The sequence below is a fragment of the Micromonospora sp. FIMYZ51 genome, assembly GCF_038246755.1.
Taxonomy (GTDB): domain Bacteria; phylum Actinomycetota; class Actinomycetes; order Mycobacteriales; family Micromonosporaceae; genus Micromonospora.
Genome location: NZ_CP134706.1, coordinates 5,680,055 through 5,702,500, shown reverse-complemented (window position 1 = coordinate 5,702,500; position 22,446 = coordinate 5,680,055). Strand labels below are relative to the sequence as shown.

Sequence of the window (22,446 nt, the reverse complement as noted above, 5' to 3'; positions counted from 1 at the left end):
GGCAAATTGCCCCCGTAACTTAGGGAGAAGGGGGGCCGGAGACGTGAAGCCCCGTGCGGGTGGAGCGTTGTATGGCCGCAGAGAGCAGGGGGAAGCGACTGTTTACTAAAAACACAGGTCCATGCGAAGAAGTAATTCGATGTATATGGACTGACGCCTGCCCGGTGCTGGAACGTTAAGGGGACCTGTTAGCTCTTCGGGGCGAAGCGGAGAACTTAAGCGCCAGTAAACGGCGGTGGTAACTATAACCATCCTAAGGTAGCGAAATTCCTTGTCGGGTAAGTTCCGACCTGCACGAATGGCGTAACGACTTCCCCACTGTCTCAACCACAGGCCCGGCGAAATTGCAGTACGAGTAAAGATGCTCGTTACGCGCGGCAGGACGGAAAGACCCCGGGACCTTTACTATAGCTTGACATTGGTATCCGAATTAGCTTGTGTAGGATAGGTGGGAGCCGGTGAAGTGCATACGCCAGTATGTGTGGAGGCAATCTTGAAATACCACTCTGGTTGATTTGGGTATCTAACTTCGGGCCGTGATCCGGTTCAGGGACAGTGTCTGGTGGGTAGTTTAACTGGGGCGGTTGCCTCCTAAAGGGTAACGGAGGCGCCCAAAGGTTCCCTCAGCCTGGTTGGCAATCAGGTGTTGAGTGTAAGTGCACAAGGGAGCTTGACTGTGAGACTGACGGGTCGAGCAGGGACGAAAGTCGGGACTAGTGATCCGGCACTTGCGTGTGGAAGCGGTGTCGCTCAACGGATAAAAGGTACCCCGGGGATAACAGGCTGATCTTCCCCAAGAGTCCATATCGACGGGATGGTTTGGCACCTCGATGTCGGCTCGTCGCATCCTGGGGCTGTAGCAGGTCCCAAGGGTTGGGCTGTTCGCCCATTAAAGCGGTACGCGAGCTGGGTTTAGAACGTCGTGAGACAGTTCGGTCCCTATCCGCCGTGCGCGTAGGATACTTGAGAAGGGCTGTCCCTAGTACGAGAGGACCGGGACGGACGAACCTCTGGTGTGCCAGTTGTCCCGCCAGGGGCACGGCTGGTTAGCTACGTTCGGAAGGGATAACCGCTGAAAGCATCTAAGCGGGAAGCTCGCTTCAAGATGAGGTATCCCATCACTCCTTTGGGGTGGGTAAGGCCCCCAGCTAGACGACTGGGTTGATAGGCCGGAAATGTAAGCCAGGTAACTGGTTCAGTTGACCGGTACTAATAGGCCGAGGACTTGCTCACGAAGATTCTGCTCGCGTCCACTGTGTAACTCACGACAAACAAACAGCCCCACCAGCGTGTTGGTGTTGTTTGATATGTTGATAGGGTTACGGCGGTTATGGCGGAGGGGAAACGCCCGGTTACATTCCGAACCCGGAAGCTAAGCCTTCCAGCGCCGATGGTACTGCACTCGGGAGGGTGTGGGAGAGTAGGACACCGCCGGACATCTTCGAATTCAGGGCCACCCCACACGGGGTGGCCCTGAATCGCGTTTACGGCCCGTATAAATTCCGTGGCTGAGCGGCTGGCTGGAAGCTAGCGTCGCGCGGATGACGGCGCGTGCGGACGAGGTCGGAGAGCGGAGCGCGCTGTGGCGGGACCGGAACTTCGCCATCTTCTGGTCGGCGCAGACGCTCTCGGTGCTTGGCGACGGATTCGCCTCGCTGGCCGTACCGCTGCTGGTTCTCCAGGTCACCGGATCGGTGGCGCTGATGGGCCTGCTCACCGCGGCAGCCGGCGTCGCCGCCGTGGCCACCGCCGTATTCGCGGGCGTCCTTGTGGACCGGGCGGACCGGCGACGCGTACTCATCGGCTGTGATCTCGTCCGCGCGGTGCTCTTCACCGCCATCCCCGTGGCCTGGTGGTGGGGACCCCAACTCTGGCTGCTCTATCTCGTGCTACCGGCAAGCGCCGCGGTCGGCATGCTCTTCCGGGTGGCGTACGTGGCGGCCGTGCCCGGGCTCGTCGACGTCCGGCGGATCACGGAGGCGAACGGCAAGCTGTCAGCGAGCTACGCGGTCGCCGCTGTTGGCGGGCCGCTGCTGGCCGGGGTGGTAGCCGCCGCCTTCGGCTACGCCACCGCCATCGCGGTGAACGCCGCGAGCTTCGCCGTCTCGGCGGCGGCCCTGATGGTCGTACGGCTGCGGCAGGAGCGCGTCGCGCGGGCCGTGACCAGCCTCGCGCAGCTTCGCGACGAGCTGCTGGACGGGGCCCGGTTCCTCTGGCGGCATCCGGTGCTGCGCAGTCTGACCTGGCTGCTCTCCGCGTTCCTGTTCCTCACCTACGGTCTCGACGACGTGCTGATCTACCACGTCCGGCACAACCTGGCCGGCTCCGAACGGACGGTCGGCCTGGTGCTCGGGATCGCGGCCGTCGGCACGGTCCTCGGCTCGCTCGTGGTGGCCCCGCTGCGGCGTCGCTTCGGCTTCGGAGCGACGTGGTCGGGCAGCATCGGGTTGGCCGGTCTGGCCGTCGCGGGGGTGGGCGCGGCCCGGAGTCTGCCCATGGTGGCCAGCCTCGCCGCGGCGTACCTCGGTGCGGTCGCCGTCGGGGCGATCTGCTCACTGTCGCTGCGCCAGGAGGTCACGCCCAACCATCTTCTCGGCCGGGTCACGTCGGTGTTCTGGGCGACCCACTACGCGTTCGGGCCGCTCGGCGCGGCGATCGTCACCTGGGGAGCCGAGGCGTACGGGGTGGCGTTGGTGTGTGCCCTCGCCGGCGGTGGGTGCCTGCTGGTCGCGCTCGCCGCGCTGGTCACCCCGGTCAATCGTGGTTGACGCCGGTGGCCCGGCCTGCGCTCAGCGGCGGGTCTGGACCTCCTCGCGGATCTCCCGCAGCAGTCCGCCCGCCTCCTCGACCGGCCGGAAGGGGAACATGGCCAGCACCACGCTGCCGTGGTCGGCCCAGCCGCAGACCGCGAAGTCGCCACCCTCGCCGCTGGTGCTGCCGCACTTCATCACGCCGCCCAACCGGCCCGGCGGCACGTCCCGCAGCCCGGTCACCGCGCCGGCCTCGTCGGACATCAGCCGGAAGAGGCTGTCCAGGTCCCGTTCCGGCTGCCACAGCAGGGTGGTGCCGCCAAAGATCAGCACCGACCGGCGCTCGTCGGCCGGGTCCTGGTAGACGGTGCCGAAGCTGCTGTCCAACTGGATGTCGGCGGACAGGCCGCTGCGCAGGTAGTCGGCGGTGCTGACGGCCCGCTCGCTGGTGTCCCGGGTGAGGCCGGCCACCTGGTCGGGCGTCGCGATGTCCGTGTCCTTCTGCTGCACGATCCGCCAGCCGAAGGCACCGAACGCGCCGAGGCCGGCCAGGGCCAGGACCGCCAGCAGCACGATCGCGACCCGCCGACGGCGGCTGCGGACGCTCTGGCGTTCGGTCGTCTCCGCCGGCTCGCGGTTGCTCAGCTGGATCGGCTCGTCGGTCAGGTCGACCGGCGGAGAGCCCTCGTCGAGCCGGCGGGCGCCGAGATGTGCGTCGGACATAGCCGACACCGTACGCGAACCACCGGTGGCGCACGTCGGGTCCGCCGAAGCGCTCCGTAGACTTTGTCGGGTGACCGAGAGACTGGATGCCCGACGCCCCGACGCACCGACCCTTGCCGGCCAGTACCAGCCCGGCGAGGTAGAGCAGCGGCGGTATGAGCAGTGGGTAGCCGACGGTCGGTTCCGGGCCGCCGGGGAGAGCGAGCGCCCCCCGTTCACCATCGTGATCCCGCCGCCGAACGTCACCGGCTCGCTGCACATGGGCCACGCGCTCGACCACACCGTGCAGGACGCGCTCGTGCGGCGTAAGCGGATGCAGGGCTTCGAGGCGCTCTGGCTACCCGGCATGGACCACGCCGGCATCGCCACCCAGAACGTGGTCGAGCGGCAGCTCGCCGGGGAGGGCCTCTCCCGACACGACCTGGGCCGGGAGAAGTTCGTCGAGCGGGTCTGGCGATGGAAGGCCGAATCCGGCGGTGCGATCCTCGGCCAGATGCGCCGCCTCGGCGACTCGGTCGACTGGGACCGCGAGCGTTTCACCATGGACGAGGGGCTGTCCCGGGCCGTCCAGACCATGTTCAAGAAGCTGTACGACGACGGCCTGATCTACCGGGCGAACCGGATCATCAACTGGTGCCCGCGCTGCCTGACCGCGCTCTCCGACATCGAGGTGGAGCACACCGACGACGAGGGCGAACTGGTCTCCATCCGGTACAGCGACGACGTGGTGGTGGCCACCACCCGGGCCGAGACCATGCTCGGTGACACGGCGGTGGCGGTGCACCCGGACGACGAGCGGTACCGGCACCTGATCGGCACCGAGGTCGAGCTGCCGCTGACCGGGCGGCGGATCCCGATCGTGGGCGACGCGCACGTGGACCCGGCCTTCGGCACCGGCATGGTCAAGGTGACCCCGGCACACGACCCGAACGACTTCGAGATCGGCCAGCGGCACAACCTGCCGGCCCTGACGGTCATGGACGAGCGGGGCGTCATCACCGCGCCCGGCCCCTTCGAAGGACTGGACCGGTTCGAGGCCCGCCCGGCGATCGTCGCCGCGCTGCGCGAGCAGGGGCGCATCGTCGCCGAGAAGCGGCCGTACGTGCACGCGGTCGGCCACTGCTCGCGGTGCCGGACCACGGTCGAGCCCCGGCTGTCGTTGCAGTGGTTCGTCAACACCTCGCCACTGGCCAAGGCGGCCGGTGACGCGGTGCGCGACGGTCGGGTGCGGATCGAGCCCGCGGAGCTGGCCAAGCGCTACTTCGCCTGGGTGGACAACATGCACGACTGGTGCATCTCCCGGCAGCTCTGGTGGGGCCACCGCATCCCGGTCTGGTACGGCCCGGAGGGCCAGGTCGTCTGCGTGGGCCCGGACGAGCAGCCGCCGACCGGCGAGGGCTGGCACCAGGACGAGGACGTGCTGGACACCTGGTTCTCCAGCGGGCTGTGGCCGTTCTCCACCCTCGGCTGGCCGGAGCAGACCACCGACCTGGCGAAGTTCTACCCGACAAGCGTGCTGGTCACCGGGTACGACATCCTCTTCTTCTGGGTCGCCCGGATGATGATGTTCGGCCTGTACGCGATGGACGGCGTGCAGCCGTTCGACGTGATCGCGCTGCACGGCATGGTCCGCGACGAGCACGGCAAGAAGATGTCCAAGTCGTTCGGGAACGTGGTCGACCCGCTGGACTGGATCGACCGCTACGGTGCCGACGCCACCCGGTTCACCCTGGCCCGGGGCGCCAACCCGGGCGGGGACGTGCCGGTCAGCGAGGACTGGTGCCAGGGTTCCCGGAACTTCTGCAACAAGCTGTGGAACGCCACCCGGTTCGCGCTGATCAACGGCGCGCACACCGAGGGAGCGTTGCCGGGCGCGGCCGAGCTGTCGACTGTCGACCGGTGGATCCTGTCCCGGTTGGCGCAGGTCACCGCCGAGGTGGACGAGCAGTTCGAGGCGTACGAGTTCGCCAAGGTCTGTGACCTGCTGTACCACTTCGCCTGGGATGACGTCTGCGACTGGTACGTCGAGCTGAGCAAGCCGGTGCTGGCCGCCGGTGGCCCCGCCGCCGACGCCAGCCGCCGCGTCCTCGGCCACGTGCTGGACCAGCTGCTGCGGTTGCTGCACCCGGTGATCCCGTTCGTCACCGAGGAGCTGTGGACCGCGCTCACCGGTGCGGACACGGTGATGACGGCCGCCTGGCCGGTCGCCGACCGGGCCCGCGTCGACGCCACCGCCGAGGCGGAGGTCGCCACGCTGCAGCGGGTGGTGACCGAGATCCGCCGGTTCCGCTCCGATCAGGGGCTGCGCCCGACCCAGCGGGTCGCCGCCCGGCTCGACGGGCTGGCCGCGGCCGGCATCGCCGGGCATGAGCCGCTGATCCGTTCCCTGGTCCGTCTCGACCCGGCCGGCGACGACTTCCAGGCCAGCGCGACGCTGGCCATGCCCGGCGAGGTAAGCGTGGCGCTGGACACCCGCGGTTCGATCGACGTGGCCGCCGAGCGGGCCCGGCTGACCAAGGATCGCGCGGCGGCCGAGAAGGAGGCCGGGCAGGCCCGGGCGAAGCTGAACAACCCGGCGTTCGTCGGCAAGGCCCCCGAGCACGTGGTGGCCAAGATCCGCGAACGGCTGGCCGTGGCCGAGGCCGATCTGGTCCGCATCGACGCCGCCCTGGAGGCACTGCCCTCGTGACCGACAGCACAGACCCCACCGACCGCGTCCGCGACACCGGCCCGGCGAACACCGACCGGGTGGGTGCCGGTCGAACCGCCGGTGGCGGCCGGTCCAGCCGCGCCGACCAGGCCGCCTTCGCCGAGGTCGAGGCCGAGCTGGCCAGGCGCGGCTTCACCCGGATGGTCTTCGAGCTGGACCGCATCTCGTCCCTGCTCGACCTGCTGGGCAGCCCACAGCGGGCGTACCCGTCGATCCACTTGACCGGGACCAACGGCAAGACCTCCACGGCCCGGATGATCGACTCGCTGCTGCGGGCGTTCGGGTTGCACACCGGCCGGTACACCAGCCCGCACCTGGAGACCGTCCGGGAACGGATCAGCCTGGACGGCGAGCCGGTGGACGAGGCGCGGTTCACCGCCGTCTACCGCGAGGTGAAGCCGCTCGCCGAGCTGGTCGACGACCGTTCGGCGGAGCCGCTCACCTACTTCGACATGACCACCGCGCTGGCCTTCGCCGCCTTCGCCGACGCTCCGGTGGACGTGGCCGTGGTCGAGGTCGGCCTGGGCGGGGCCGAGGACGCCACAAACGTGCTCCAGGCCGGGGTGTGCGTACTGACCCCGATCGGGTTGGACCACACCGAATGGCTCGGGGACACGATTCAGGACATCGCGGTCGCCAAGGCCGGCATCATCCACCCCGGTGCCACCGTCATCTGCGCCGCCCAGGAGGAGGAGGCGGCCCGGCCGATCCTGCAACGCTGTGCCGAGGTCGGCGCCACCGTCGCCCGGGAAGGCGCGGAGTTCGGCGTGCTGCGCCGCGCGGTGGCGGTCGGCGGGCAGGTGCTCACGTTGCAGGGCCTGGGCGGGGTGTACGAGGAGGTGTTCGTCCCGCTGCACGGTGCCCACCAGGCGCAGAACGCGGCGATCGCGCTCGCCGCCGTGGAGGCGTTCCTCGGTGCCGGTGCCCGGCGGCAACTCGACGTGGAGACGGTCCGGGAGGGCTTCGCCACCGCCAGTTCGCCCGGCCGGTTGGAGCGGGTCCGGACCGCGCCGACGATCCTGCTGGACGGGGCACACAACCCGCAGGGGATGGCGGCCACCGTCACGGCGCTCCAGGAGGAGTTCGCCTTCAGCAAGCTGGTAGCCGTGCTGGGCACCCTGACCGACAAGGACGCGGCCAGCATGCTGGAGCTGCTGGAGCCGGTGGTGGACCAGCTGGTGGTGACCCGGAACAGTTCGCCGCGGGCGCTGCCGGTCAAGGAGTTGGCCGCGCTCGCCGCCGAGGTGTTCGGGCCGGACCGGGTCGAGGTGGCCGAGCAGATGCCGGACGCGATCGAGGCGGCGGTGGCGCTGGCCGAGGAGGACGTGCCGGGTGAGCTGGCCGGTGTCGGCGTACTCATCACCGGCTCCGTGGTGACCGTGGCCGACGCCCGCCGGCTGTTGAAGCGATGACCGGCCAGGGCGACGCGGGCGGGAGCGGGCGGCTGCCGGGTACCTCCGGGCCGGACGAGACCGCCGGGGACGGCCGCCCGCCCGGGGCGCGCCGGTCGGGGCTGCGCGACCCGCAGCGGGCGGTACGCGGCCTCGGCGCCGGCACCCTCGCCCTGGAGGCGTTGGTGCTGCTGCTGGCGATCCAGCCGATCCGGGTGGTCGGCGGTGACCTCGGTGGTGCGGCGATCGGAGTGGTGGTGGCGCTGGCCGTGGCGGCGGTCGGGCTGGCCGGGCTGATGCGCCGGCCCTGGGCCTGGCACGCCGGCACGGTGTTGCAGGGGTTGCTGTTGCTCTCCGGGCTGCTGCACTGGGCGCTGTTCGTGCTGGGCGTGATCTTCGCCCTGGTGTGGGCGTACGCGTCGCACGTCCGCCGGGTGATCCTGGGCTGACCGCACGGGTGACCCGGGCGATCGGCCGGGTCACGCCTCGGCGCGCTCCCGCCACTGGGTCAGCGCGATCCCGTGGCCGTCCGGGTCACGGAACGCCGCCGCCCACACCTCCAGCTTGGTGCCCCGGTTGACCACCCGGGGGGCGTAGGTGAACCGGACGCCGGAGTCCCGCAGTCGCTCGTACGCACCCTGGATGTCATCGACGTCGAGGTTGACGTGTACCAGGCGGCGGTTGACCGGCTGGGCGCCGGTTACCTCCCGCAGCACCAGCCGGGTCGCCCCGGACGCCAACACCGCGTTGCCGGTGCCCCGGTCGATCTCGGTGAACCCGAGCCGGTCCCGGTAGAACTCCAGGGATCGGGGCAACTCGGTGACCAGCAGCGTGATGCCCACGCCACTGATCGGCGCGGCCGGGTCGGCGGCCTCGGGGTCAAAGCCGAAGATCGCCTCATCCAGTTCCCGGTCGCCGTCCGGCTGGTCCGGGATGCCCGCCGCCTGTGCGGTCGAGCCGGCTTCGCGCGTACCGCCGTCGATCGGGTCGGCTGCGGTCGCCGCGGTGCCGATCGGGTCGGCTGCGGTCGCCGCGTCGTCGGTCGGCGCGGTCCGGTTGACCGGCCGGGCCGGGCGTGCGCCGGCCGCCGGTTCCGGCTGCGGGTCGTCAAGCGGCAGGTCGAGCGGATCGAACTGATCCGTCGGCTCCGTCGGGGCAGGCGGTGCGTCGGCGGAGCTCTCGGCCGGTGGTGGGCCGGTGAAGCGCCCGGTGGGTACCGGCTCCGCCGGGGTCGTCGCCGCGACTCGTTCCTCGGCCGGCGTGCGGGGGGCGGGCGTGGCCCGGCGCGGAAGCGGCTGGTCGCTGGGGTGCTCCACCACCGTCCCCTCCAGCACGACGGGTCCACCCGGACGCTGGCGTACCCGCACCGTCTCCAGTTGTTCCACGGTGCCGACCGGCTCGTCGCGGCGCGGCGCGGCGAGGGGATCGCTCAGCGGCTCGTGGAAGTCGTCCTCGGGTGCCCGGCCGGCCCACGGCGGTGCCTGCTGGCCGATCAGCACCTCGTCCGGCGGGACGTGGTCGGCGTACTCGGGGGGCGGGTCGGCGTATTCCGGCGGCAGGTCGGCGGTGCCGGCCTCGGTATGGGTGGGTACCTCGTCCCAGAGCACCCGGACGTGCCGCGGGTCGTCCAGTGCCACCCGGATCGGCAGGGTCTGGCCGAGCGCCGGCCACTTGGAGACCGGCACCCGCGGTTCGATGATCTTCTTCGAGCGGGGCGGCAGCCCGGGGGCGTCGATCACCAACTGGAGCTCGCAGCGCCCGAAGGCGTACTGGGTGGGCGGCTCGGAGGCGCTGTGCACGTGCCCGGCGCCCACCACCCAGGTGCGACCGCCGGCGCGTACCGTGGCCAACGCGATGGCCAGCGCCAGGAAGGCGACGCCGAGCGCCACGATGGCCCAGCTGGTCATGCCCAGGCCGAAGAGGATCACGAAGCTGGCCACGGTGCCGACGACCGCGGCTATCAACTTGCGTACCGGTGCGATGGGTGGGTTCCCGCCGTTCGCCACAGTGGACCTCCCGGGTGGTCAGGGCCAGGCTAGGCCGGATCGGGGGCCGGGGGAAGGACCGACCAGCGCGCCGGCACCGCGATCGGGTCGCTAGGCTGACCGTACCCAGCCCGACCGGCTTCCGCTTCGAGGAGGAACCCAGCGTGTCCACCAGCAGCCCGGACGAGCGCACGCTCGTACTGATCAAGCCCGACGCGGTACGCCGTGGGTTGGTCGGCGAGATCATCTCCCGCTTCGAGCGCAAGGGGCTGCGGATCGACGCGATGGTGTCCCGCACGATGGATGCCGCGCTCGCCGACGCGCACTACTGCGAGCACGTGGAGAAGCCCTTCTACCCGCCGCTGAAGACCTTCATGACCAGCGGTCCGCTGGTCGCGCTGGTGCTCTCCGGCGACCAGGTGATCGACGTGGTACGCGGCCTGATCGGGGCGACCGACGGGCGCAAGGCCGTCGCCGGCACCATCCGGGGCGACCTTGCCCTCTCCAACCGGGAAAACCTGGTGCACGCCTCCGACTCGGCCGACAGCGCCAAGCGCGAGATCGCACTCTGGTTCCCCGACCTGGGCTGACGCCGTCGGCTGATCCGGTCTGGCGGACGCCGTCGGCCCCGAGATCAGGCCGCCCAGGTCAGTTTGTCCGGGTTGGCCACCAGGAACACGTCGGTGATCCGTCCGTCGGCGGCCCCGAGGGTGATCGCGTACCGGGCGCCGGCCGCGCTGACCACCACGGCGGCCGGCTGGCCGTTGAGTTCCGTGCGGTGCACCGTGAACGGCCAGCCCTTGTCCCGGATGCCCAGCAGGAACCGGGCGACCCGGTCCGCGCCGGTCACCGGGTTGCGGGCCGCCCGGACCCGGCCGCCGCCGTCGCTCCACGCGGTCGCGTCGGCGGCCACCAGCTTGGTCAGCGCCGTCAGGTCACCGTCGTTGGCGGCGACGATGAACGCGTCCAGCAGCCGTTCCTGCTCCGCCCGGTCGGCGGTGAACCGGCGCTTGTCGCGACCGATCCGGGCGGTTGCCCGGTGGTGCAGCTGCCGACAGTCCTCGGCGGACCGGTCCAGCAACTCGCCGATCTCGGCGTACGGCAGCTCGAACGCGGTGTGCAGGACGTAGACCGCGCGCTCCGGCGGGGTGAGCCGCTCCAGCAGGTGCAGCAACGCGGTGGAGAGCGAGTCGCGCAGCTCGACGCGTTCCAGCGGACCGAACGGCGAGGGTGTGGTCGGCACCGGCTCCGGCAGCCACGGCCCGACGTACGCCTCCCGGGCGGACTGCCGGGCGCGTAGCCGGTCCATGGCCAGGTGGGTGACCACCCGGGACAGGTACCGGCGCGGCTCGGTCACCGCGGCCCGGTCGACGCGTACCCAGCGCAGGTACGCCTCCTGGAGGACGTCCTCGGCGTCGTACCGGCTGCCGAGCAACCGGTAGGCCAGCCCGAGCAGCATGGGCCGGTGCGCGTCGAGCGCACCGGCCGCATCCGCCGCGTCGACCGGACTCAGACGTCCGCCGGCAGTTCGTTGCGGAAGGTCACCGCGATCCGGTTCCACACGTTGATTGTGGCAATCGCGAGGACCAGGTCGGCGAGGGCCTTCTCCGGCCAGACCTTCGCGGCGGCGTCCCAGACGTCGTCCGGCACGCCGTGTTCGCCGAGCCGGGTCACCGCGTCGGTGAGCGCCAGCGCGGCCCGTTCCCGCTCGTCGAAGAAGGGCGCCTCACGCCAGGCGGCCACCGCGAACAGCCGTCGGTGTGACTCTCCGGCGCCCGCTGCCTCCCGGCTGTGCATGTCGACGCAGTACGCGCAGCCGTTAAGCATCGACGCGCGCAGCTTGATCAACTCCAGCACCGTGTGGTCCACGTTGGCTCGGACGTACTTCTCCAGCCCCAGGACGCTCTGGAACGCCTCCGGTGCCACTTCGGCCACGTTCATCCGCTGCATGACGACCTCCTTGAGTAGGTGTGTCACCGACCCGACGTCTCGGCGGTGCCGCGGCGTGACGGAACCGGCCTGTGACGCCGGTCATGTGTCGTTGCGGCAGCGGTCACCGGGACTGCCGTCGATGGTCATGCCCGGCCGGTAGGCCGGAGCGGTCAATGGCCGGAGCGGTCAGTGGGCCGCGGTACCGACGACCGGAAGTGCAAGCTCGCGGGGAGCGGCGGGGCGGGGTATATCCGGAGGTGGCGGGCCCGGTCGGGTGGGTAGTATTGGCGGCAGGTAAGTGGCGACGATCCGGCTATCACCGGGGAGCTTCCGGAAGAACGGCCGGGTGACCGGCCCAGTAGAACCGGACGGGTCCGGCCCGTTACAGCCGGCCAACGAGCGGGCGGTCGATCCTGACCGTCAAGCGGGGTGGTACCGCGGGCCCGGGGCGCTGGCGACGGCGTACCGGAAGGCTCGTCCTCGCAGACCCACACGACAGTGAGCGTCAGCGAGGAGAGCGACAGGCGATGGCCTATCCGTTGCACGACCCGAGCGCCGCCGGTGTCCCGGCGAGCCCGGACCTGCCCGCGGTCGAGCGCCGGGTGCTGGAGCACTGGACCGCCGACAAGACCTTCGAGGCATCGGTGGAGGCCCGGCCGGCCTCCGGGCGGCAGTCGGAGCCGGCGGCGGGCTCCGCTGCCGGCGGCGCAGCCGCCGACAACGAATACGTCTTCTACGACGGGCCGCCGTTCGCCAACGGGCTGCCGCACTACGGCCACCTGTTCACCGGGTACGTCAAGGACGTGGTGCCGCGCTACCAGACCATGCGCGGCCGGCGGGTGGAGCGGCGCTTCGGCTGGGACTGCCACGGCCTGCCCGCCGAGGTGGTGGCCGAGAAGCAGCTCGGCATCACCAGCAAGGCCGAGATCCTCGACCTCGGCGTGGCCCGGTTCAACGAGGCGTGCCGCAGCTCGGTGCTGGAGTTCACCCATGACTGGGAGCGGTACGTCACCCGGCAGGCCCGCTGGGTCGACTTCGCCAACGACTACAAGACCCTCGACCTGGACTACATGGAAAGCGTCATGTGGGCCTTCAAGACCCTGCACGACAAGGGGCTGGTCTACGAGGGTTTCCGGGTGCTGGCGTACTGCTGGCGGTGCGAGACGCCGCTGTCGAACACCGAGACCCGGATGGACGACGTCTACCGGGACCGGCAGGACCCGACGCTGTCGGTGTGGTTCGAGCTGACGCCCGACGAGTCCGCGCCGGAGCTGGTCCGTGGGCCGGTGCGGCTGGGCGTCTGGACCACCACGCCGTGGACCCTGCCGTCGAACCTGGCGCTCGCCGTCGGCCCGGAGATCGAGTACGCGGTGCTGGAGCGCGACGGCGTACGGCACCTCGTCGGCGCGGCGCGACTGGCGGCGTACGCCCCGGAACTGGAGGGGTACGCGCAGGTCGGCGTGGTGCGCGGCGCCGACCTGGTGGGGCGTCGGTACACGCCGCTCTTCGACTTCCTGATGGAGCAGGCCGGGCCGAACGCGTACCAGGTGCTCGGCGCGGAGTTCGTGACCACCGAGGACGGCACCGGGATCGTGCACCTGGCCCCGGCCTTCGGCGAGGACGACCAGAACGTCTGCAACGCGGCCGGCATCCCGACCATCGTCACCGTGGACGACCACACCCGGTTCACCGCGCTGGTCCCGCCGTACGTCGGTGAGCAGGTCTTCGACGTCAACAAGCCGGTGATCCGGACACTGAAGGAGCGGGGGGTGGTGCTCAAGCAGGACACCTACACCCACGCGTACCCGCACTGCTGGCGCTGCGACACCCCGCTGGTCTACAAGGCGGTGTCGTCCTGGTTCGTCGCGGTGACCAAGTTCAAGGACCGGATGGTCGAGCTCAACCAGCAGATCAACTGGACCCCCGGGCACATCAAGGACGGCTCGTTCGGCAAGTGGCTGGCCAACGCCCGGGACTGGTCGATCAGCCGGAACCGGTTCTGGGGGTCGCCGATCCCGGTGTGGCGCTCCGACGACCCGAACCACCCCCGGATCGACGTGTACGGCTCGCTTGCCGAGATCGAGCGGGACTTCGGCGTACGCCTGACCGACCTGCACCGGCCGGCGGTGGACGAGCTGGTCCGCCCCAACCCGGACGACCCGACCGGCAAGTCGATGATGCGTCGGGTGCCGGAGGTGCTGGACTGCTGGTTCGAGTCCGGCTCGATGCCGTTCGCCCAGGTGCACTACCCGTTCGAGAACCGCGACTGGTTCGAGCACCACTACCCGGGCGACTTCATCGTCGAGTACATCGGGCAGACCCGCGGCTGGTTCTACACCATGCACGTGCTGGCCACCGCGCTGTTCGACCGGCCGGCGTTCCGCAACTGCCTCAGCCACGGCATCCTGCTCGGCTCCGACGGGCGCAAGATGTCCAAGAGCCTGCGCAACTACCCGGACGTCTACCACGTCTTCGACTCGTACGGCTCGGACGCGATGCGCTGGATGCTGATGTCCTCGCCGGTGCTGCGCGGCGGGGACATGCCGGTCACCGAGGCGGGCATCCGGGACGCCGTCCGGCAGGTGCTGCTGCCGCTCTGGAACGTCTGGTACTTCTTCTCGCTCTACGCCAACGCCGACGGGTACCAGGCCAGGCGGCGGGTGGATTCCACCCACCTGCTCGACCGGTACCTGCTGGCCAAGACGAACGAGCTGGTGTCGACGGTCGGCACGCAGATGGACGCGTACGACATCTCCGGTGCCTGCGCCACCGTCCGGTCCTACCTGGACGCGCTGACCAACTGGTACGTGCGTCGCTCGCGGGACCGGTTCTGGAGCGGCGACACCGACGCCTTCGACACCCTCTCGACGGTGCTGGAGACGCTCTGCCGGGTGGTGGCGCCGCTGATGCCGCTGACCGCCGAGGAGATCTGGCGCGGACTGACCGGCGAGCGGTCGGTGCACCTGACCGACTGGCCGTCGGCCGACGAGTTCCCCGCCGACCATGAGCTGGTGGCCGCGATGGACAACGTGCGCGCGGTCGCCTCGGCGGCGCTCTCCCTGCGCAAGGCCAAGGGCCTGCGGGTCCGGCTGCCGCTGTCGAAGCTGACCGTGGCCAGCCCGGCCGCCGAGCAACTGCGTCCCTTCGCCGACCTGGTCGCCGACGAGGTCAACGTCAAGGAGGTGGAGTTCACCGACGAGGTGGCGGCGTACTCCCAGCAGGTGTTGACGGTGGTGCCCCGGGCGCTCGGGCCCCGGGTCGGCAAGCAGGTGCAGCAGGTGATCAAGGCGGTCAAGGCGGGGGAGTGGGAGCTGCACGACGGTGCCCCGGTCGCCGCCGGGGTCACCCTCGCCGAGGGTGAGTACGAGCTGCGCCTGGTCGCGGCCGACGCCGAGCACTCGGCGCCGCTGCCCGGCGGGGAAGGGGTGGTGGTGCTGGACACCACGGTCACCCCCGAGCTGGCCGCCGAAGGGCTGGCCCGGGACGTCGTCCGGGTGGTGCAGCAGGCCCGTCGGGACGCCCACCTGGACATCTCCGACCGGATCGTGGTGACCGTCTCGGCCGCCGAGCAGGTGCGGGCCGCCGTGTCGGCGTACGCCGACTTCGTGGCCCGGGAGGTGCTTGCGGAAAGCATCGACTTCGCCGAGGGCATCGACGGTTTCGCCGGTGAAGCCGGCGACGGCGAGCCGGTGACCATCGCCGTCCGCCGCATATGAGGTGAAAGGAAGGGCCCCTTGTTAACGCCTCAGGTAGTAAAAGGGGCCCTTCTTAACACCCGTCTTGATCGACTCCGCGAGCCAGGGATTGGACCGGCCTACCTCGCGCGTGCCGGTGTGCGCGGGTCCGCTACGGTGTCAGCGCCCGACTGCGCACATCACCCACCGCCGGAGGACCAGTGCCGCTGCTCTACACCATCGGCAAGTTCACCGTGGCGCCCGCGCTGCGGCTGGCGTTCCGACCGACCGTGGAGGGACTGGAGCACGTCCCGCAGACCGGTGGTGCGATCTTCGCCGGCAACCACCTCTCGGTGGCGGACGAATTGTTCCTCGGCACGGTCGTCCCGCGGCATCTGGCCTTCTGGGCCAAGTCCGAGTACTTCAAGGGTGCCGGCGTCAAGGGGCGCTTCTCCAAGTTCGTGCTCACCGGCCTCGGCGCGATTCCGGTGGAGCGGGCGGGCGGTCGGGCCGCGCTCTCCGCGTTCGACGCGGCCATCCCCGCGCTCAAGGGCGGCGACCTGGTGGTCGTCTATCCCGAGGGCACCCGGTCGCCGGACGGTCGGCTGTACCGGGGCCGCACCGGCGCGGTGCGGATGGCCATCGCGGCGGGCGTGCCGATCATCCCGGTCGGCATGATCGGCACGGACAAGGTGCAGCCGATCGGCGCGCGGGTGCCGAGGCCCTTCACCGGGAAGATCACCGTGCGGTTCGGTAAGCCGCTGGACTTCAGCGGGCGTCCCAACGACCGGACGTCGCTGCGCGAGATGACCGACGAGATGATGGCCGAGATCCAGAAGCTCACGGGTCAGGAGTACGTCCCCCGGTACGCCCCGGCACGCGGCCAGTCGCCGACCGCTGGCGAGGCGACCGCCGGCTGACCAGCTCGGCCGGTGCTGATCCACTCACCGGCCGGCCTCGGCGTCGATGCCGTCCCCCGTTACCTTTTTGATCGTCCCCAGCCGGGGACTCCTCGGTCGCCCGGCCCGGTATGACTTCCTGCCCCTGTCGTAGGCATGATCCGGGGGGTGTTGTCGCCGGGTCGGGTGGCGTCGGCGGACCGCTGATAGGGACACGGCCGCCCTGTTTGGGGTTGGTCTCTTCGTAACGTGGGTGCCGGCAGTCCGACGCCTGGACCTGTGGCCGAGGCCACGGACGATGCGTGGAGGCGGGTGTGGTGCACGGCGGATACGGCGTCTACCTCGGGTTGGATGTCGGTAAGGGTGATCATCACGCGGTCGGGTTGGCGCCGGACGGCAAGCGGCTGCACGACGCACCGTTGCCGAACACCGAGGCTCGGCTGAGGCAGTTGTTCGACAAACTCGCCGGCCACGGTCGGGTGCTGGTGGTGGTCGACCAGCCCGCCTCGATCGGCGCCCTGCCGGTCGCGGTGGCTCGGGCATGCGGTCATCAGGTGGCCTACCTGCCCGGCCTGGCGATGCGCCGGATCGCCGATCTGCACCCCGGAAGCGCGAAGACCGACGCCCGCGACGCCTATGTCATCGCTGATGCCGCCCGCACCCTGCCGCACACGCTGCGGCGGGTCGACGTCGGAGATGAGGCTCTGGCCGAGTTGGAGGTCCTCGTCGGCTTCGACGACGACCTCGCTGGCGAGGCCACGCGCGTGTCGAACCGTATCCGGGGACTACTCACCCAGATTCATCCCGCCCTGGAACGGGTTCTCGGCCCGAAGGTGCACCACAAGGCCGTGCTGGAGTTGCTGTCGCGCTGCGGCGGACCGGCCGGACTCCGCAAAGCCGGTCGCCGCAAACTACTCTCGATCGCCGCCGTCCACGCACCCCGCATGGGTGAACGGCTCATCGAACAGCTCATGGCAGCCCTCGACGAACAGACCGTCACCGTCCCCGGCACCCAAGCAGCCGAGACGATCCTGCCCCGTCTCGCCGACAGCCTCCGCGACGTCCTACACCAACGCGACCAAGTCGCCGACCAGGTCGAGAGGATGCTTGATGCACACCCTCTTGCCCCGGTCCTGACATCGATGCCCGGCATCGGCGTCAGGACCGCCGCCCGGATCCTGCTCGAAGTCGGCGACGGCACCGCCTTCGCCACCCCCGGCCACCTCGCCGCCTACGCCGGCCTCGCCCCCGTCACCCGACGCTCCGGCACCAGCATCCGCGGCGAGCACCCACCCCGAGGCGGCAACAAGAACCTCAAACGCGCGTTCTTCCTCGCCGCGTTCGCATCCCTCGCAGACCCCGTCAGCCGCGCCTACTACGACCGCAAACGCGCCGAAGGTAAACGCCACAACGCCGCCCTCATCTGCCTCGCCCGACGCCGCTGCGACGTCCTATACGCCATGCTCCGCGACAAGATCCCCTACCAACCCCGCCCGACCAGCCCCGTCCCCGCTTGACGAAACCCATAGGGACACCCCCCCACGCCCAGCCGTTGGTGGTGACGAACTGCTCCGCTCAGCCGTTCGTGGTGACGATCTGCTCCCGCAGGGTGCCGAGGAGTTGGGCGCTGTCGTCCACCGACAGGTTGGTGAACACGGCGGTGGTGATGCTGCCGTGGTCGACCGAGGTGCAGACCACCACCCCTTCGCCGTCGGCGTTGCCTACCGCGCAGCGCTCGTGCCGACCCCGTACGCGGCTCTCCACCACCTGGGCCTCACCAAGGGCGTACTGCTCGGTGAGCCGTTCGATCTCGGCGTCGGCGTCCGCCGAGGGGGTGAACCGGAAGCCGGTGCCGCCGAAGACGGTCACCCGTTTGCCTCCGCTGGTGGTGTAGATGCCGGCGAAGGTGTCCTCGGCGAGCCAGTGCGCTGCCCGGGTCTGCGTCTCCAACTGCCGGGCGGCCTGCGCGTTGCGCGGGTCCTCACGCAGTCGCAGGTCGGCCACCTGCTGCGGCAGGTTGGCGTTCGCCGGATACTGGGTGGCCATCGGTACGCCGTAGTAGGCCGGGCAGCCGCAGCAGCAGGCCAGGGTGAGCAACAGCACCCAGGGCCAACGCCGCCGCTTGCGTACCTTGACCGGCACGTACCCCGGCGGCGCCTGCCAACCGGGCGGTGGAGCGACCGGCCGGGCCTTCTTCGCGCCTCGCCAGCCGCGCGGGGGCGATGCCGGCGGTGGCGGTCCGACCGGGGCGGGTGGCCGGCCGGCCGGAGAGACCGGCGGAGCGTGGTGAACCGGTGGCTGCCCGCCCGGCGGTGAATACGCCGGCGGCATGGGGGCGGCCGGCGACATCGGCGGTACCGGAGTGGCCGACATCGGTGGCAGCGGGGCGGCCGGCGGTGCGGGAGGCCCGGAATATGGCCGGGTCGGCGGCGGATTCGGGTAGGACAGCGTCGGCGGCAGGGCGGGAAAATCGGCCGAGGGCACTTCCCAGCCGCTGGTGTCCACCCCTGCCCACGGATCCACCGGAGTCTGGTGCTCCGGCTCCTGGGGCCGCCCGGACGGCGGCGCGATCGGCGGCGGCGGGGTCGGCTCGGCGGACTCACCCCATCCGCGACGGCGCGGCGCGGCCGGCGGTACGGGAGCCGAGCCGCTCCAGCGCGGTGCCGGTGGCTCCGCCGTGGCGTCGGGCATGATGCGGGTGCCCTGCGGGCCGACCTCGGCCACCGGCGCCGCTGCTGTCTCGGCTGCTGTCGGCGGTGCTGTCTCGGTTGCTGTCGGTGGTGCTGCCTCGGCTGCTGTCGGCGGTGCTGTCTCGGTTGCTGTCGGTGGTGCTGCCTCGGCCGGGGGTGCCGGTGCTGGCTCGGCCGTTGGCGCCGAGGCGCTGTCGGCCGGGGGCGCCGGCGCGGGAGGGCGGTCGCCGCCCGACTGGGCGTCGGTCTGCGGCTCGGTCTGGCCGCCACCCAGCGGCTCGGTGTCGGTCTGGCGGCTAAGCAGCGGCTCGGTGGGCAGCGGGTGGGTGCCGTCGGGGCCGGTGACCGGCCCGTCCGTCGCTGGTACGGGGGTGGGCAGCTGTTCCCGGGTGACCGCCGGCTCACCGTTCCGGTGTGAATCCGGACGGTTCCCGTCGACCGGCCGGTCTGCTCCCGGCTGCGGCTCCGGCATCGCGGCAATCTCCTCTCGCGCCGACCCGAGGTTAGTACCGGAGTGCCACCCCGACCGAATCCGGCCCGTCCGGCAGCTGAAAGGAAGGGACCCTTGTTAACGCCTGCGGTAGAGCAGGGGCCCCTTGTTAACAGCCCTGCCTCGACCGCGCCGGCCCTGTCGGGTACAGCCCTGCCTCGACCGCGCCGGCCCTGTCGGGTACAGCCTTGCCTCGACCGCGCCGGCCCTGTCGGGTACAGCCTTGCCTCGAACCGCGACGAGCCTGCCAGGTGTGGCGCGGCGGCCGGCGGGCGAGCGCGTACCCTTGGGCATCATGAGCGTCCCGTCCACCACGCCGCGCCCGGTCGCGGAAAACTCCGTCTGGCCCCGACTGGAGGCGTTGCTGCCCCAGGTGACCAAGCCCATCCAGTACGTGGGTGGCGAGTTGGGCGCGGTGGTCAAGGAGTGGGACGCGGCGACCGTGCGCTGGGCGTTGATGTATCCGGACGCGTACGAGGTGGGGCTGCCCAACCAGGGCGTGCAGATCCTCTACGAGGTGCTCAACGAGCTGCCCGACACCCTGGCCGAGCGGACGTACGCGGTCTGGCCGGATCTGGAGCAGCTGATGCGTACGCACGGCGTGCCGCAGTTCACCGTCGACGCGCACCGCCCGGTGCGGGAGTTCGACCTGTTCGGCGTGTCGTTCGCCACCGAGTTGGGCTACACCAACCTGCTGAACGCGATCGATCTGGCCGGCATCCCGCTGTTGGCGGCCGACCGTACCGATGCCGACCCGGTGATCGTGGCGGGCGGGCACGCCGCGTTCAACCCGGAGCCGATCGCCGACTTCGTGGACGCCGCCGTGCTGGGCGACGGCGAGGAGGCGGTGCTGGAGATCACCGCGATCGTCCGGGAGTGGAAGGCCGAGGGCTGCCCGGGTGGCCGCGACGAATTGCTGTTGCGGCTGGCCCGTACCGAGAGCGTCTACGTGCCGCGCTTCTACGACGTGGACTACCTGCCCGACGGCCGGATCCAGCGGGTCGTGCCGAACCGGGCAGACGTGCCGTTCCGGGTACACAAGCGCACGACGATGGACCTGGACGCCTGGCCGTACCCGCGTAAGCCGCTCGTCCCGCTCGCCGAGACGGTGCACGAGCGGTACGCGGTGGAGATCTTCCGGGGCTGCACCCGGGGCTGCCGGTTCTGCCAGGCGGGCATGATCACCCGTCCGGTGCGCGAACGGTCCATCACCACCGTGGGGCAGATGGTGCAGCAGGGGCTGGAGTTCTCCGGCTTCCACGAGGTGGGCCTGCTGTCGCTCTCGTCGGCCGACCACTCGGAGATCGGCGACATGTGCTCCGGCCTGGCCGAGCAGTACCAGGGCACAAACGTGTCACTCTCACTGCCGTCGACCCGGGTGGACGCGTTCAACATCGAGTTGGCCCAGGAACTGTCCCGCAACGGCCGGCGGACCGGTCTGACCTTCGCCCCGGAGGGCGGGTCGGAGCGGATCCGCAAGGTGATCAACAAGATGGTGTCGAAGGACGACCTGATCCGCACGGTGGTCACCGCGTACACGAACGGCTGGCGGCAGGTGAAGCTGTACTTCATGTGCGGGCTGCCCACCGAGACGGACGCCGACGTCCTCGAAATCGCCGACATGGCGCACGAGGTGATCAAGGCCGGTCGCGCCGCCACCGGGTCCAAGGACATTCGCTGCACCGTCTCCATCGGCGGATTCGTGCCGAAGCCGCACACCCCGTTCCAGTGGGCGGCGATGGAGCGACCGGAGGTCATCGACGGCCGGCTCAAGCTGCTCAAGCAGGCCATCAACGCGGACCGTTCGCTGGGTCGGGCGATCGGCTTCCGCTACCACGACGGCGAGCCGTCGCTGATCGAGGGCCTGCTGTCCCGGGGCGACCGCCGGGTCGGCGCGGTGATCCGCCGGGTCTGGGAGAACGGCGGCCGGTTCGACGGCTGGAGCGAGCATTTCTCGTACCAGCGCTGGGTGGACGCCGCCGCTGAGGTGCTGCCCGGCTTCGGGGTCGACCTCGACTGGTACACCACCCGGGAGCGCGACGAGTTGGAGGTCCTGCCCTGGGACCACCTGGACTCGGGCCTGGACAAGGACTGGCTCTGGCAGGACTGGCAGGACGCGCTCAGCGAGTACGAGCAGGACGACTGCCGGTGGACGCCGTGTTTCGACTGCGGCGTCTGCCCGACCATGGACACCGAGATCCAGATCGGCCCGACCGGCCGGAAGCTGCTCCCGTTGACCCCGGTCAACGGCCTGCGGCTGCCCACCGGCGCCCAGCAGTGACAGTGGTCGGGCCCTCCAGCGAGGAGCACGAAGATCAGTAAGAAACCACAGCCCGTAGGCGGCCAGGCACCGGTCGTCCAGCGCGTCCGGATCCGGTACGCCAAGCGGGGGCCGCTGCGGTTCACCTCACACCGGGACTTCGCCCGGGCGTTCGAGCGGGCCCTGCGCCGTGCCGGCGTCCCGGTGGCGTTCTCCCAGGGCTTCACCCCGCACCCCAAGATTTCGTACGCCAGCGCGGCGCCGACCGGGGTGGCGAGCGAGGCGGAGTACCTGGAGATCGGTCTGCGTGAGCCGGTCGAACCGACGCAACTGCGAATGGCCCTGGACGCGGCGCTCTCGCCCGGCCTCGACGTACTCGACGCGGTGGTGGCCACCGGGGGCAGCCTGGCCGACCGGATCGAGGCGTCCCGTTGGCGGATCGAGCTGCCGGAGGTGGATCCCGACGTTGCGGTGAAGGCGGTCGCCGCCTTCACCGCAGCCGAGGAGGTGCTGGTCGAGCGGATGACCAAGCAGGGGAGGCGGACCTTCGATGCGCGTGGGGCGGTGATTGTCATCGATGTAGATGGCGCACCGGCGACGCCTTCCGGGGCGCCGGCCGTACCGTGTGCGATACTCGAACTGGTCGTGCGGCAGGTCACCCCGTCCGTACGACCCGATGACGTCCTTTCCGGCCTCCGCGTGGTGGCCGGCCTGGAGCCGCCGGTGGCCCCGAAGGTGATCCGGCTGGCTCAGGGCACGCTGACCGCGCAGGGGGCGATCGTGGACCCGCTGGACGCGGACCGCGACGGGGCAACCATCGGCGGACGCTGACCGACGGTCGGCGCCCAGACAGGCAGACTTCGCCGGTCGCGCACGCCCGTGCGCCCGGGGAAACACCATTGCGGCAACCCTGCGTGGCAGCGCTCACCCGCGCCCGGGGAA

At 70.5% G+C, this 22,446-nt stretch carries 15 protein-coding genes and 2 rRNA genes (1 of these 17 running past the window's edge); 12 read left to right on the top strand and 5 right to left on the bottom strand.

The window, feature by feature from the left end:
* The 3 genes from QQG74_RS25425 to QQG74_RS25415 form a co-directional block, all read left to right on the top strand.
* A 23S ribosomal RNA gene (locus QQG74_RS25425) occupies positions 1-1,233 on the top strand (it extends 1,881 nt beyond the left edge of the window).
* Between the two features lie 87 nt (positions 1,234-1,320).
* Positions 1,321-1,437: ribosomal RNA gene (gene rrf, locus QQG74_RS25420) — 5S ribosomal RNA — on the top strand.
* Positions 1,438-1,541: 104 nt separating this feature from the next.
* Positions 1,542-2,768 (top strand): MFS transporter, encoded by a 1,227-nt coding sequence (locus QQG74_RS25415; RefSeq protein WP_341717224.1) that lies wholly within the window; start codon positions 1,542-1,544, stop codon positions 2,766-2,768.
* 21 nt (positions 2,769-2,789) lie between these two features.
* Here the strand turns inward: QQG74_RS25415 and QQG74_RS25410 are convergent, their stop codons facing one another.
* Positions 2,790-3,473: a hypothetical protein gene (locus QQG74_RS25410; RefSeq protein WP_341717223.1), complete on the bottom strand. Its 684-nt coding sequence runs from the start codon at positions 3,471-3,473 to the stop codon at positions 2,790-2,792.
* 70 nt (positions 3,474-3,543) lie between these two features.
* Here QQG74_RS25410 and QQG74_RS25405 point away from each other — a divergent pair, with 70 nt between their 5' ends.
* The 3 genes from QQG74_RS25405 (at position 3,544) to QQG74_RS25395 (ending at position 8,023) form a co-directional block, all read left to right on the top strand.
* Positions 3,544-6,162 carry a valine--tRNA ligase gene (locus tag QQG74_RS25405; protein WP_341717222.1) on the top strand — a complete coding sequence of 873 codons (2,619 nt, stop codon included), beginning with the start codon at positions 3,544-3,546 and terminating at the stop codon, positions 6,160-6,162.
* Positions 6,163-6,323: 161 nt separating this feature from the next.
* Entirely contained in the window at positions 6,324-7,595 is a 1,272-nt protein-coding gene (locus tag QQG74_RS25400) for a folylpolyglutamate synthase/dihydrofolate synthase family protein (protein WP_341721374.1), read from the top strand.
* A complete protein-coding gene (locus QQG74_RS25395; RefSeq protein ID WP_341717221.1) occupies positions 7,592-8,023 on the top strand; it encodes a DUF4233 domain-containing protein in 432 nt (143 codons plus the stop codon). Before QQG74_RS25400 ends, QQG74_RS25395 begins: the two co-directional genes overlap by 4 nt.
* Positions 8,024-8,053: 30 nt before the next feature.
* On the opposite strand, the gene QQG74_RS25390 is transcribed toward QQG74_RS25395, so the two are convergent.
* Complete coding sequence (locus QQG74_RS25390) at positions 8,054-9,580, bottom strand: VOC family protein (protein ID WP_341717220.1); 1,527 nt, start codon at positions 9,578-9,580, stop codon at positions 8,054-8,056.
* A gap of 143 nt (positions 9,581-9,723) precedes the next feature.
* On the opposite strand from QQG74_RS25390, the gene ndk reads away from it, so the two are divergent.
* Positions 9,724-10,149, top strand: a complete 426-nt coding sequence (ndk, locus tag QQG74_RS25385; RefSeq protein ID WP_341717219.1) for a nucleoside-diphosphate kinase — start codon at positions 9,724-9,726, stop codon at positions 10,147-10,149.
* Positions 10,150-10,193: 44 nt separating this feature from the next.
* On the opposite strand, the gene sigJ is transcribed toward ndk, so the two are convergent.
* Together sigJ and QQG74_RS25375 are read right to left on the bottom strand one after the other, a co-directional pair.
* Positions 10,194-11,120, bottom strand: coding sequence for an RNA polymerase sigma factor SigJ (gene sigJ / locus QQG74_RS25380; RefSeq protein WP_341717218.1), 927 nt, complete (start codon positions 11,118-11,120; stop codon positions 10,194-10,196).
* Positions 11,069-11,509: a carboxymuconolactone decarboxylase family protein gene (locus tag QQG74_RS25375; protein WP_341717217.1), complete on the bottom strand. Its 441-nt coding sequence runs from the start codon at positions 11,507-11,509 to the stop codon at positions 11,069-11,071. Before QQG74_RS25375 ends, sigJ begins: the two co-directional genes overlap by 52 nt.
* 509 nt (positions 11,510-12,018) lie before the next feature.
* On the opposite strand from QQG74_RS25375, the gene ileS reads away from it, so the two are divergent.
* From ileS to QQG74_RS25360, 3 genes are all read left to right on the top strand, one after another.
* Complete coding sequence (gene ileS / locus QQG74_RS25370) at positions 12,019-15,207, top strand: isoleucine--tRNA ligase (protein ID WP_341717216.1); 3,189 nt, start codon at positions 12,019-12,021, stop codon at positions 15,205-15,207.
* 179 nt (positions 15,208-15,386) lie between these two features.
* A complete protein-coding gene (locus tag QQG74_RS25365) occupies positions 15,387-16,085 on the top strand; it encodes a lysophospholipid acyltransferase family protein (RefSeq protein ID WP_341717215.1) in 699 nt (232 codons plus the stop codon).
* A 296-nt stretch (positions 16,086-16,381) separates the two neighbouring features.
* On the top strand, positions 16,382-17,581 hold the full coding sequence (locus QQG74_RS25360) for an IS110 family transposase (protein WP_341721266.1): 1,200 nt from the start codon (positions 16,382-16,384) through the stop codon (positions 17,579-17,581).
* Between the two features lie 58 nt (positions 17,582-17,639).
* On the opposite strand, the gene QQG74_RS25355 is transcribed toward QQG74_RS25360, so the two are convergent.
* A complete protein-coding gene (locus QQG74_RS25355; protein WP_341717214.1) occupies positions 17,640-19,226 on the bottom strand; it encodes a hypothetical protein in 1,587 nt (528 codons plus the stop codon).
* A gap of 313 nt (positions 19,227-19,539) precedes the next feature.
* Between QQG74_RS25355 and QQG74_RS25350 the strand changes: the two genes are divergently transcribed.
* Together QQG74_RS25350 and QQG74_RS25345 are read left to right on the top strand one after the other, a co-directional pair.
* A complete protein-coding gene (locus QQG74_RS25350; protein ID WP_341717213.1) occupies positions 19,540-21,525 on the top strand; it encodes a TIGR03960 family B12-binding radical SAM protein in 1,986 nt (661 codons plus the stop codon).
* Positions 21,526-21,615: 90 nt separating this feature from the next.
* The gene (locus tag QQG74_RS25345) at positions 21,616-22,335 is read left to right on the top strand and encodes a TIGR03936 family radical SAM-associated protein (protein WP_341721373.1); all 720 of its coding nucleotides are present in this window, start codon (positions 21,616-21,618) and stop codon (positions 22,333-22,335) included.
* Positions 22,336-22,446 lie beyond the last annotated feature (111 nt).

Excerpts from the sequence above, each read along its gene's own strand:
- QQG74_RS25400 (WP_341721374.1), top strand. The coding sequence starts at position 6,324 with ATGGTCTTCGAGCTGGACCGCATCTCGTCCCTGCTCGACCTGCTGGGC.
- QQG74_RS25410 (WP_341717223.1), bottom strand. The coding sequence starts at position 3,473 with ATGTCCGACGCACATCTCGGCGCCCGCCGGCTCGACGAGGGCTCTCCG.
- QQG74_RS25350 (WP_341717213.1), top strand. The coding sequence starts at position 19,540 with ATGAGCGTCCCGTCCACCACGCCGCGCCCGGTCGCGGAAAACTCCGTC.
- QQG74_RS25395 (WP_341717221.1), top strand. The coding sequence starts at position 7,592 with ATGACCGGCCAGGGCGACGCGGGCGGGAGCGGGCGGCTGCCGGGTACC.
- ileS (WP_341717216.1), top strand. The coding sequence starts at position 12,019 with ATGGCCTATCCGTTGCACGACCCGAGCGCCGCCGGTGTCCCGGCGAGC.
- QQG74_RS25355 (WP_341717214.1), bottom strand. The coding sequence starts at position 19,226 with ATGCCGGAGCCGCAGCCGGGAGCAGACCGGCCGGTCGACGGGAACCGT.
- QQG74_RS25415 (WP_341717224.1), top strand. The coding sequence starts at position 1,542 with ATGACGGCGCGTGCGGACGAGGTCGGAGAGCGGAGCGCGCTGTGGCGG.
- QQG74_RS25375 (WP_341717217.1), bottom strand. The coding sequence starts at position 11,509 with ATGCAGCGGATGAACGTGGCCGAAGTGGCACCGGAGGCGTTCCAGAGC.